General features: G+C 64.5%; 10 protein-coding genes. 6 read left to right on the top strand and 4 right to left on the bottom strand.

The genetic code is table 11. The features are described from left to right. The first annotated feature begins 199 nt into the window (after window positions 1-199). The 5 genes from EN914_RS10040 (at window position 200) to EN914_RS10020 (ending at window position 6394) form a co-directional block, all read left to right on the top strand. The gene (locus tag EN914_RS10040; RefSeq protein ID WP_013528741.1) at window positions 200-1432 is read left to right on the top strand and encodes a 3-methyl-2-oxobutanoate dehydrogenase (2-methylpropanoyl-transferring) subunit alpha; all 1233 of its coding nucleotides are present in this window, start codon (window positions 200-202) and stop codon (window positions 1430-1432) included. A gap of 3 nt (window positions 1433-1435) precedes the next feature. Then, window positions 1436-2449 (top strand): alpha-ketoacid dehydrogenase subunit beta, encoded by a 1014-nt coding sequence (locus EN914_RS10035; RefSeq protein ID WP_013528742.1) that lies wholly within the window; start codon window positions 1436-1438, stop codon window positions 2447-2449. Window position 2450: 1 nt separating this feature from the next. Next, on the top strand, window positions 2451-3767 hold the full coding sequence (locus EN914_RS10030) for a dihydrolipoamide acetyltransferase family protein (protein WP_024504081.1): 1317 nt from the start codon (window positions 2451-2453) through the stop codon (window positions 3765-3767). A gap of 201 nt (window positions 3768-3968) precedes the next feature. Further along, window positions 3969-5366, top strand: coding sequence for a dihydrolipoyl dehydrogenase (lpdA, locus tag EN914_RS10025; protein WP_024504080.1), 1398 nt, complete (start codon window positions 3969-3971; stop codon window positions 5364-5366). Between the two features lie 152 nt (window positions 5367-5518). Further along, on the top strand, window positions 5519-6394 hold the full coding sequence (locus tag EN914_RS10020) for a glycosyltransferase (protein ID WP_024504079.1): 876 nt from the start codon (window positions 5519-5521) through the stop codon (window positions 6392-6394). Window positions 6395-6434: 40 nt separating this feature from the next. Here the strand turns inward: EN914_RS10020 and EN914_RS10015 are convergent, their stop codons facing one another. Further along, window positions 6435-7538, bottom strand: coding sequence for a saccharopine dehydrogenase family protein (locus EN914_RS10015; RefSeq protein ID WP_024504078.1), 1104 nt, complete (start codon window positions 7536-7538; stop codon window positions 6435-6437). 115 nt (window positions 7539-7653) lie between these two features. Between EN914_RS10015 and EN914_RS10010 the strand changes: the two genes are divergently transcribed. Beyond that, entirely contained in the window at window positions 7654-8082 is a 429-nt protein-coding gene (locus EN914_RS10010) for an Lrp/AsnC family transcriptional regulator (protein WP_013528746.1), read from the top strand. A 51-nt stretch (window positions 8083-8133) separates the two neighbouring features. Here EN914_RS10010 and EN914_RS10005 read toward each other — a convergent pair whose 3' ends face one another. The 3 genes from EN914_RS10005 to EN914_RS09995 form a co-directional block, all read right to left on the bottom strand. Then, complete coding sequence (locus EN914_RS10005) at window positions 8134-9504, bottom strand: HAMP domain-containing sensor histidine kinase (protein ID WP_024504077.1); 1371 nt, start codon at window positions 9502-9504, stop codon at window positions 8134-8136. Then, complete coding sequence (locus EN914_RS10000; RefSeq protein WP_024504076.1) at window positions 9501-10175, bottom strand: winged helix-turn-helix domain-containing protein; 675 nt, start codon at window positions 10173-10175, stop codon at window positions 9501-9503. Before EN914_RS10000 ends, EN914_RS10005 begins: the two co-directional genes overlap by 4 nt. 160 nt (window positions 10176-10335) lie before the next feature. Next, window positions 10336-10998 (bottom strand): hypothetical protein (locus EN914_RS09995; RefSeq protein ID WP_127389066.1); only part of this gene is annotated, 663 nt, incomplete at its 5' end.

Below are 10998 nucleotides of genomic sequence, written 5' to 3'. Positions count from 1 at the left end.
TCGCCCACCCTTCTCTCTAATTGCGCGCCACCGCCCAACATCGACAAGAAATTTCGCGGACATATCTTCATCTTGGGTGCGTGGGAGGCTGGATCGGCCGGCGCGGCCGGGACCGACGTCCGCAGGCTACCCGACGAATTCGCACTGGCGGCGCAGATATGCAAATATCTGTTCCGGGCAACATTGGAGGACAAAGGTCATGGCCGATGCTGGGATGTTGCGTTTCCACGTTCCGGAGCCGGAAGTGCGGCCGGGCGGAACGCCTGACTTTTCCAACGTGCCGATCCCCAAGGCCGGCTCGGTGCCGCGCCCGGAGATCGATGTCGATCCGCGCACCATCCGCGATCATGCCTTCTCGATCATCCGCGTGCTGAACCGCACGGGCGAGGCCGTCGGCCCGTGGGCCGGCCTGCTGTCCAGCGACGAGCTTCTCACCGGCCTGCGCCACATGATGACGCTACGGACCTTCGATGCGCGCATGCAGATGGCGCAGCGGCAGGGCAAGACCTCGTTCTACATGCAGCATCTGGGCGAAGAGGCTGTGGCTTGCGCCTTCCGCAAGGCACTGGCGCCGGGCGACATGAACTTTCCGACCTATCGCCAGGCAGGGCTGCTGATTGCCGATGGCTACCCGATGGTCACGATGATGAACCAGATCTATTCCAACGAAGCCGACCCGCTGAAGGGCCGGCAATTGCCGGTCATGTATTCGTCGAAGGAGCACGGCTTCTTCTCGATCTCCGGCAATCTGGCGACGCAGTACATCCAGGCGGTCGGCTGGGCGATGGCCTCGGCGATATCGAACGATTCGCGCATCGCAGCCGCGTGGATCGGCGACGGCTCGACGGCCGAGTCCGATTTCCACTCGGCGCTGGTGTTCGCCTCCACCTACAAGGCGCCGGTCGTGCTCAATGTCGTCAACAACCAGTGGGCAATCTCGACCTTTCAAGGCATCGCGCGCGGCGGTTCGGGCACGTTCGCGGCCAGGGGCCTCGGCTTCGGCATCCCGTCACTGCGCGTCGACGGCAACGACTACCTCGCCGTCCACGCCGTGGCCAAATGGGCGGCGGAGCGGGCGCGCAGCAATCTCGGGCCGACGCTGGTCGAATATGTCACCTACCGTGCCGGCGCACATTCGAGCTCGGACGACCCGTCCGCCTACCGGCCGAAGACCGAATCCGACGCCTGGCCGCTCGGCGACCCGATCGTGCGGCTGAAGAACCATCTCATCGCGCTCGGCGTCTGGTCGGACGAGCGGCACGCGCAGGCCGAGGCGGAAATCCTCGACACGGTTATCGCGGCGCAGAAGGAAGCCGAAGGCCACGGCACGCTGCATGCCGGCGGCAAGCCGTCGACGCGCGACATGTTCGAGGGGCTCTATGCCGAGATGCCGCCGCATCTCAGACGCCAGCGCCAGCAGGCGGGAGTCTGAGCCATGCCGAGGCGGACCATGATCGAAGCCATTCGCGATGCCATGGACGTGTCGATGGGGCGCGACGAAAAAGTCGTCGTGTTCGGCGAGGACGTCGGCTTCTTCGGTGGCGTCTTCCGCTGCACGCAGGGCTTGCAGGCCAAATATGGCAAGAGCCGCTGCTTCGATGCGCCGATCAACGAATCCGGCATTGTCGGCTCGGCCATCGGCATGGCCGCCTATGGCTTGAAGCCGTGCGTGGAAATTCAGTTTGCCGACTACATGTACCCGGCCTACGACCAGCTGACCCAGGAAGCGGCACGGCTGCGCTACCGCTCCAACGGCGATTTCACCTGCCCGATCGTGGTGCGCATGCCGACCGGCGGCGGCATTTTTGGCGGCCAGACGCACAGCCAGAGCCCTGAGGCGCTGTTCACCCATGTGTCGGGGCTGAAGACGGTGGTGCCGTCCAACCCGCACGACGCCAAGGGGCTTTTGATCGCGGCGATCGAGGATCCGGATCCGGTGATTTTCCTCGAGCCGAAGCGGCTCTACAACGGTCCGTTCGATGGTCATCACGACCGGCCGGTGACGCCCTGGTCGAAGCATGAGCTGGGCGAGGTGGCCGACGGCCACTACACGGTGCCGCTCGGCAAGGCGGCGATCCGCAGGGCAGGCTCGGCCCTCACCGTGCTCGCCTACGGCACCATGGTCTATGTCGCGCAGGCGGCTGTCGAAGAAACCGGCATCGATGCCGAGATCATCGACCTCAGGACCCTGCTGCCGCTCGATCTCGATACGATCGTCGCCTCGGTGAAAAAGACCGGGCGCTGCGTCATCGTGCATGAGGCGACGCTGACCTCGGGCTTCGGCGCCGAGCTGTCGGCGCTGGTGCAGGAAAACTGTTTCTATCACCTCGAAGCGCCGGTTGCTCGCGTTGCCGGCTGGGACACGCCCTATCCGCATGCGCAGGAGTGGGATTATTTTCCCGGTCCCGCCCGCGTTGGCCGTGCCTTGCTTGAAACCATGGGAGCCTGAGATGGGCGAACACATCATCAAGCTGCCCGACGTCGGCGAAGGCGTCGCCGAGGCCGAGCTGGTCGAATGGCACGTCAAGGTCGGCGATATCGTCCGCGAGGACACTGTGCTCGCCGCAGTCATGACCGACAAGGCGACGGTTGAAATCCCGTCGCCGGTCGATGGCGAGATCCTGTGGCTGGGCGCCGAGATCGGCGACACGGTGGCCATCGGTTCGCCCATCGTGCGGCTGAAGGTGGCGGGCGAGGGCAACGCCAAGCCGCAAGGCGCCGAAGTGGAAGCGGTGTCCGCTGAGCCTCCGGCAAAACTTCCGACGCCGAAGCCCGAGGCTGCTGCGCCGGTCGTGAAGACATCGCCAAGAAGCGACGAGCCCAAGGCGAAACCGGCAGCCTCACAGAAAAGCACGGCGCAGCCTTCCGTCTCCGGCGCGCCGCGGCCTGAAGGCGAAAGACCGCTGGCGTCGCCGGCCGTTCGTCTGCGGGCAAAAGAAGCCGGCATCGATCTCAGGCAGGTTGCCGGATCCGGTCCGGCCGGTCGCATCGGCCATGAGGACATCGAAGCGTTCCTGGCGCGCGGGCCGCGGGTCGCAAAGGCATCCGGCCTCGCCCGCAACGATGCTGTGCAGGATATCAAGGTGGTCGGCTTGCGGCGCAAGATCGCCGAGAAGATGTCGCTGTCCAAATCGCGCATTCCGCACATCACCTATGTCGAGGAGATCGACGTCACCGCACTGGAGGAATTGCGCGCGGCGCTCAACAAGGAGAAGCGTCCTGGCGTGGAGCGGCCGAAACTGACGCTGCTGCCGTTCCTGATGCGGGCGATGGTCAAGGCGATCGCGGACCAGCCCAATCTCAACTCCCTGTTCGACGACGAGGCCGGCATCGTCCATCAGCATGGCGGCATCCATATCGGCATCGCCGCACAGACGCCGTCGGGGCTGGTGGTTCCGGTGGTCAAGCACGCCGAGGCGCGCGACATCTGGGATTGCGGCGCCGAGGTCATCAGGCTGGCCGAGGCGGCCAAGTCCGGCACAGCAACACGCGACGAGCTGTCCGGCTCGACCATCACCATCACCTCGCTCGGCGCCATGGGCGGCGTGGCGACGACGCCGGTCATCAACCATCCGGAAGTGGCGATCGTCGGCGTCAACAAGATGATGGTGCGGCCGGTGTGGGACGGCACCCAGTTCATGCCGCGCAAGATGATGAACCTGTCGTCGAGCTTCGACCATCGGGTGATCGATGGGTGGGATGCGGCGGTGTTCATCCAGCGGATCAAGACGCTGCTGGAAACGCCGGCGCTGATTTTCGTGGATTGAGGGGATGAGAACGGTCGCAAGGGCCCCCTCACCCGGATTGCCAAAACCGAATTGCGAAGGGCAATTCGGGGCAATCCGACCTCTCCCCGAGGGGAGAGGAGGTCGCCGGCGTCTGTGCTCGCCTCTTCTCCCCACCGGGGAGAAGGTGGCCGCGAAGCGGCCGGATGAGGGGGTCTTCGCCACCAGAAAGAGCGTGCCATCATGAAAGAAATCTCCTGCAAGCTGCTCGTCATCGGCGCCGGGCCCGGCGGCTATGTCTGCGCTATTCGGGCCGGACAGCTCGGCGTCGATACGGTGATCGTCGAGGCCGGCAAGCCGGGCGGCACCTGCCTCAATGTCGGCTGCATCCCGTCCAAGGCGCTGATCCATGCGGCGGAGGAGTTCGAGAAGGTGTCGCACATGGCGGGCGGCAAGAGCCCGCTCGGCATTTCGGTCACCGCGCCGACGCTCGATCTTGCCCGGACCGTCGCCTGGAAGGACGGCATCGTCAGCCGGCTCAACAGTGGCGTCGCCGGCCTGCTCAAGAAGGCAGGCGTGAAAACCGTGCATGGCTGGGCGAGCTTTCGCGACGGCAAGACGGTCGCGGTCGAGACCGAGACGGGTAGCCAAGTGATCCGTGCTGAAACCATCGTGATCGCCACCGGCTCGGCGCCGGTCGAGTTGCCGTTCTTGCCGTTTGGCGGGTCGGTGATTTCGTCAACCGAGGCACTGGCGCTCAGCGAAGTGCCGAAAAAGCTCGCGGTCGTCGGTGGCGGCTATATTGGGCTGGAACTCGGCATGGCATTTGCCAAGATGGGCGCTGAGGTGACCGTGATCGAGGCCTTGCCGCGCGTGCTGGCGCAGTATGATGCGGAGCTGACCCGGCCGGTGGTCAAGCGGCTCACCGCGCTCGGCGTCGAGGTGATGCTGGGCGCCAAGGCCAAGGGGCTTTCAACCAAGGGTGACGCGTTGCTGGTCGAGACCTCGGACGGCAAAAGCGCCAAGGTCGCCGCCGAAAAAATCCTGGTCACGGTCGGGCGCAAGCCGGTGACCGAGGGCTGGGGGCTCGAGCAGATCGACCTCGACATGGCCGGCAAATTCATCCGCATCGACGACCAGTGCCGCACCTCGATGCGCGGCATCTTCGCCGTTGGCGACGTCACCGGCGAGCCGATGCTGGCGCACCGGGCGATGGCGCAGGGCGAGATGGTTGCCGAGATCGTTGCCGGCCACAAGCGCAGCTGGGACAAGCGTTCGATACCCGCCGTTTGCTTCACCGATCCCGAACTGGTGACCGCTGGTCTTTCGCCGGAAGAAGCCAAGGCGCTCGGCGGCGAGATCAAGATCGGCATGTTCCCGTTCGCGGCCAACGGCCGGGCGATGACGAAGCTGGGCGAGGACGGCTTTGTCCGCGTCTTGGCCCGCGCCGACAACCATCTGGTGCTCGGCATCCAGGCGGTCGGGCAGGGTGTGTCGGAACTGGCGGCGGCGTTCGGGCTGGCGCTGGAGATGGGCGCGCGGCTGGAGGACATCGCCGGCACCATCCACGCGCATCCGACGCAGGGCGAGGGATTCCAGGAAGCAGCGCTGAAGGCGCTGGGACACGCGCTGCATATTTGAGGAAAGGGGCGAACCTGTTCGAGCCAGCTCTCTTCCTTCCCTCGCCAGCCGCTCATCTAGGCGCGACCAAAGCGATTGGCGGGAAAGTGCCGCGTACCATGTTTTCCGAGAACCGGATTCCACCCTTCGGGATCATGCTCTAGTCTCCTCCCATGAGCACCGACCTGAAGAAATACGTGGCGATTCGCTACAACACCGCCACCGGCTTCATGCCGAGCCAATGGAATGGACACGGCAGAGCCAATCTCGACCCGGTGTGGCTGGTCGAGCGGCTGGCGCTGTTCGACACCTATTGCGCGCCGTCGCTCGAGGGCCAGTCGCAGAAGGACTTTACGGTCCTGATTGCGTTCGATTCCGAAACACATGAGAACTACATCCGGATCGTCTGCGGCTGCGCGGCCGGGATTGATGTCAGGCCGGTTCTCATCAAGGCCGGCGAGAACTACAATGTCGCCTTCAATGCGTTTGTCCAAAGCGACACGGATGCCGAATTTGTTTTGCTGACTCGGCTCGACAGCGATGACGCGCTGGCGCCGACCTTCATGGAGCGTGTCGATTTCTACGCGCGCCGGGAAATCGCCAAGGGCGAGGTGAACCAGCAACCGCTCTATATCGCCTTTCCGCACGGCCAGAATTTCGATGCGGCAACCAACCACTACACGCAGCACGAATATCCAACGTCGGCCTTCGGCACTCTGGTCGAGAAGCGATCACCGTCCATGAACGGGGTCTATTGCGACGAGCACACGAAGATGGCGACGCGTTTCAACACTGTCGGGGCGGCCTCGAAGGAGGCTCAATGGTGCATCGTCATTCATGACAACAATGCAGCCAATGTCTTGCGCGGCAAGCCGGTCGCCGAGCCGGCTTTCACCGTGGGCCGGCCCGGTGCCGAGACAAATGCGCGCGCGCCGGCTCGAAAAGAGACTACGCAAAAGCAGATGCCGCAGACTTCGGCCAAGGCCTCGCGCAACGCCGGCAATTTTGTCCGGTTTCTGCTTGGGCGGCCGATGGTCTTGCGGAAATAGCTCGATGCTAATCTCCCCCTCAAGCGGGAGATTATGCGCTTCACCCCGCCAGCCGGCTCACCATTTCGTGCTGGGCATAGGCGCGGCCAAAACGGTTGGCTAGAAATGCGTCCAGCGCGATGTCTTCCTGCTTGATGAAGCCGGTCGCCGGCAGGCTGCCGTCGGCCAGCATGTCGAGCACGGCGCAGATGCCGGACGCCGTGGTGATCTGGATGGCGCTGCGCACCACCTGGCCGATACGCTGGGAATAGACCTTGTTGGCGTAGGTCTCCTGCAGCAGGCGGCCGTTCTTGCGGCCGGAGACGGTGACGAAGACGATGACGACGTCCTGCAATGTCGCCGGCAGGGCGCTTTCAAAAATGTCCTTCAGCACGTCGCGGCGATGGCGCAGGCCGAGGTCGTTGAGCAGCGCCTTCATGATCGCGGCGTGGCCGGGGTAGCGGATGGTGCGGTAGTTGAGCGTGCGCACCTTGCCCTTCAGCGTCTCGGCCAGCGTGCCGAGCCCGCCGGAGGTGTTGAATGCCTCGTAAGTGACGCCGTCGAGCGAGAACTCCTCGCGCTCCTCCAGTGGCGGTACCTCGACCAGCTCGCCCTCGACGATCGCCTCGCAGGGCTCGCAATATTCGTTGATGACGCCGTCGGTGCTCCAGGTCAGATTGTAGTTCAGCGCATTGGAGGGATATTGCGGCAAAGCTCCGACGCGCATGCGCACGCTCTCCAGCGAATCGAAACGGCTGGCGAGATCGTTGGCGACGATCGAGATGAAGCCCGGCGCCAGGCCGCATTGCGGAATGAAGGCGCTTCTGCCCGAACGCGCCAATTCCTTGACGCGGCGGGTCGAGACGACGTCCTCGGTCAGGTCGAGATAGTGCACGCCGGCACTGGCCGCCGCCTCGGCGATGCGGGTGGTCAGATGGAAGGGAGCGGCGCTGAGCACCGCGAATTTGCCGGCGAGTGCGGCTTCAAGCGTGCCGGACGCTTCGATGTCGAGCTCCAGCGTCGCAACCGTGGCCGGGACTTCGGCCGCTGCGAGCTGTGCTGCCGAGCGGTCGACGAGCGTGACCTGATAATCTCCCGTGGCGGCGAGCATCTCGGCAATGGTCGAGCCGATCTTGCCGGCGCCGACAACGACAATTTTCTTCATGACAAATCCCTCACTGGTTGTGAGCACAGATTCGCAGCTTGCCCGTCGAAAGGAAGCGTGGTTCTGTACGAAACGAACCCATTGATTGGTCAGTCCGCCGAGAAGAATCGTCGAAATGCTCAGCGATGCCGAACAGACCCTGCTTTCGCTGCTGCGCGAGAATGCGCGCGCCTCGACCGCCGAGCTGGCGCGGCGGCTTGGCGTCTCGCGGACAACCGTGCAGAGCCGGATCGAACGGCTGGAGCAGCGCGGCATCATATCAGGCTACGGCGTGCGGCTGGCGCCGGATTATGAGCAGGGGCTGGTGCGGGCGCATGTGCTGCTCACCGTGACGCCCAAGCTTGCCGACAAGGTGGTGCGCGGCCTGCGCGGTTTGGCGACGGTCCGGACGCTGCATTCGGTCAGCGGCAATTTCGACATGATCGTCATCGTCGACGCGCCATCGATCCGCGACCTCGACATGCTGCTCGACCAGATCGGCGCCATGGACGGAGTCGAGCGGACGCTGTCATCGATCATCCTGTCGACGCGGATAGATAGGTGAGGGGACCTCTCAACCCAAGCTGGGCTTGAACAGCACCAGCCGTTTCGCCGGCTAATCCGTAGCCAGCGGAAAACGCACCACCACCGCAAGTCCCGGTCGGCAATCCTCGAGCGTGATCGATGCGCCGTGCAGATCGGCGATGGCCCGGACAAGGCTGAGCCCGAGGCCGCTGCCTGATGTCGAGCGGCTGTGGTCCAGCCGGTAGAGCCGCTGGAACACTTTCTCGCGCTCTGCCGCCGGAATGCCGGGACCGTTGTCGGCGACGCCCGCAACGACGCGTTCGTCCTGGCGCGCCACCGACAGCTTTATCGTCGTGCCCGATGGACAATGGCGCAACGCGTTCTCGACCAGATTGGCGAACATCTGCGTCAGCAGCTCGCGATCGCCATGGATCCGGTCCGTCGTTTCCTGTGGTTGCGCCAACGACAGCGACTTTCCGTCGTCCTCGGCAACATCGGCATAGATCTCGGCGATGGTTTGCAGCACCTCGCCCAGATCGACATCGGTGAACCGCGCCCGGCGGGCGCCGGCCTCGATCTGCGCGATGCGCAGCAGGGCATCGAAGGTCTCGTTGATCTGCAGGCTCTCGGCATGCGCCTCCGCCAGTTCAGCGGCGATTTTCCGGCCCGACAGGTTCTTTTCCGACGCGGTGTCGAGGATCATCTGCAACCGGTTGAGCGGCGTCTTCAGATCGTGGGCGATGTTGGCGCTGACCTGTTTCATGCCTTCGACCAGCGCCGACAGGCGGTCGAGCGCGGCATTGACCTGGCTGGAGACGATGTCGATGTCGTCACCCTTGCCGGTCAGCGGAATGCGGGTGTCCAGCCGTCCATGCGAGACATCCACCATGGTGGCGGCGATGCCGTCGAGACGGCGCTGGACGCGCGAGGCGAGCAGGGCGCCGCCGGCGACCGCCAGCCCGGTGATGATCAGGGTTCCCCAGCCAAAGCTCATCAGCACGATCCTCTCCAGCTCCTCCGTCTCGGAAAGGCTGAAGGCGACGGTCAGCGTGTTGCCGCCGACCGGGCCGGAATAGGCGCGGTACTCGGCGCCGGGCGGCACGCCGGGCATTTCGGTGTCGAACATCGAGAAGCCGTCGGGAAGCCCTGCCGCGGTGAAGTTGCCGGCCAGGCGATTGCCCGTTGCGTCGGTCAACGAAAACAGCTGCTCCTTCTTGAGGCTGCGCAGGGAGTGGCTGCCGACGGTCTCAACCAGCTCCTTGAGATCGTTCTCGGCATAGGTCGCGGCGACGACCGCGTAGGTTTCCTTGATGGTGTCGTCGAGCCGCTCGGCAAGATCGGCGCTCATCATCTGGTAGACGATGGCGCCAGACAGGACGAAGGCCAGCACGAACAGGAAGGCGAAGGTCAGGGCAAGCCGGAATGGTGTGCTGCGAAGCAGGCGGGACCAGGTTCCGGTCATGGCGCGTGCAGGCTGTAGCCGGTGTTGCGGACGGTGTGGATGAGCTGGGTTTCGAAGGGCTTGTCGACCTTGGCCCGCAGCCGGCTGATATGGGTCTCGACGACGCTGGTCCTGGGATCGAAATGAAAATCCCAGACACGCTCCAGAAGCATGGTGCGGGTGATGACGCGGCCTTCGCCGCGCATCAGCACTTCCAGCAGGCTGAACTCCCGCGGCTGCAGGTCGATCGGCTGGCCCCGCCTCGTGACGCGGCGCATGATCAGGTCCATTTCGAGGTCGACGACCCGCAGGACGGTTTTCTGCTCCTGCGCCGCCGGCCGCCGGCCAAGCGCATTGATGCGGGCGAGGAGTTCGGAAAAGGCGAAGGGCTTGACCAGATAGTCGTCGCCGCCGGCCTCGAGCCCCTCGACGCGGTCGTCGATGCCGCCGACGGAGGTGAGGAAGATCGCCGGCGTCCGCACGCCGGCGGCGCGCACCGCCTTGACCATCGACAGGCCGTCGAGACCGGGGATCATCCGATCGGCGACGATCACGTCGTATTTGCCCCGGGTCGCCGCGAACAGCCCGTCATGGCCGTTGCGCAGGAGATCGCAGACATGGCCGGCCTCGGTCAGTCCCCTGACGATATAGTCGGCCGTCCTGTGGTCGTCCTCGACGAGAAGCAGTCGCATGAAAGGTCCGGTCCGTTGCCGAGATGGAGAGGCTATCACCGGCACGGGCTTGTTCCTAGGATGTCACGAAGGCGCAGGGATGGTGGCGCTAGAACGTTCACGATTGGCCGAAGCGGTGGGGTTTTCGGCAATTGTCAATGCTAGCGCATCCGCTCTGCACCTAGTCCAGGTCCAGCAACAGTTCATCGGCTTCGTCGGTTGTCCCCTTCAGGGTCATGTGCAGGACGAGCGCAATGATACAGCCGAGGAAGAGCAGGCTGGTGAAGATGGTGCCGAAGCCCAGGCCGCCATGCCTGGCCGATCGCGACAGCAGGTCACCGAAGGAGGCGCCGAGCGGCCGCGTCAGGATATAGGCGAGCCAGAAGGCCAGGATGCCGTCGAGATTGAGCAGCCAGTAGGCCAGCACGATGAGCGCGATGGCGCCGCCGAACAGCAGGCCTGTGGTGAGGTAGCCCATGTCGAAGCTTTCGGCGACGAGATCGCCGGCGGCGGTGCCGAGCGCGAAGGTCAAGAGGATCGCCAGCCAGTAGAAGATTTCGCGCCTGGTGGTGAAGATGGTGTGGATCGACAGCGTCCGTTCGCTGGCGTACCAGACCGCGAATGTCGCGGCGAGCGCAACCGAGAAGGCGATGGTCGTGGTCTGCAGGCGCACGCCGAAAGTGTCGACGAGATTGTCCGTCACCAGGGTGCCGACGATGCTGATCAGCACCACCGCCAGCCAGTAGGCCCACGGCACGTAACGCTTCTGCGCAAACTGCAGGACGAGGGCAGCGATCAGGATGCCGGTCATGATCAGCGAGGTGACGGTCAGCCCAAGCCCGAT

This window comes from Mesorhizobium sp. M7A.F.Ca.CA.001.08.2.1, assembly GCF_003998455.1.
GTDB lineage: Bacteria > Pseudomonadota > Alphaproteobacteria > Rhizobiales > Rhizobiaceae > Mesorhizobium > Mesorhizobium ciceri.
The sequence above is the reverse complement of the archived record's forward strand: the minus strand, read 5'-3'. Positions and strand labels throughout refer to the sequence as shown.

Coding starts and splice junctions, on each gene's coding strand:
- EN914_RS10010 (WP_013528746.1), top strand. CDS start 7,654: ATGCTCAGCGATGCCGAACAGACCCTGCTTTCGCTGCTGCGCGAGAAT.
- EN914_RS10030 (WP_024504081.1), top strand. CDS start 2,451: ATGGGCGAACACATCATCAAGCTGCCCGACGTCGGCGAAGGCGTCGCC.
- EN914_RS10040 (WP_013528741.1), top strand. CDS start 200: ATGGCCGATGCTGGGATGTTGCGTTTCCACGTTCCGGAGCCGGAAGTG.
- EN914_RS10020 (WP_024504079.1), top strand. CDS start 5,519: ATGAGCACCGACCTGAAGAAATACGTGGCGATTCGCTACAACACCGCC.
- lpdA (WP_024504080.1), top strand. CDS start 3,969: ATGAAAGAAATCTCCTGCAAGCTGCTCGTCATCGGCGCCGGGCCCGGC.
- EN914_RS10035 (WP_013528742.1), top strand. CDS start 1,436: ATGCCGAGGCGGACCATGATCGAAGCCATTCGCGATGCCATGGACGTG.
- EN914_RS10015 (WP_024504078.1), bottom strand. CDS start 7,538: ATGAAGAAAATTGTCGTTGTCGGCGCCGGCAAGATCGGCTCGACCATT.
- EN914_RS10000 (WP_024504076.1), bottom strand. CDS start 10,175: ATGCGACTGCTTCTCGTCGAGGACGACCACAGGACGGCCGACTATATC.
- EN914_RS10005 (WP_024504077.1), bottom strand. CDS start 9,504: ATGACCGGAACCTGGTCCCGCCTGCTTCGCAGCACACCATTCCGGCTT.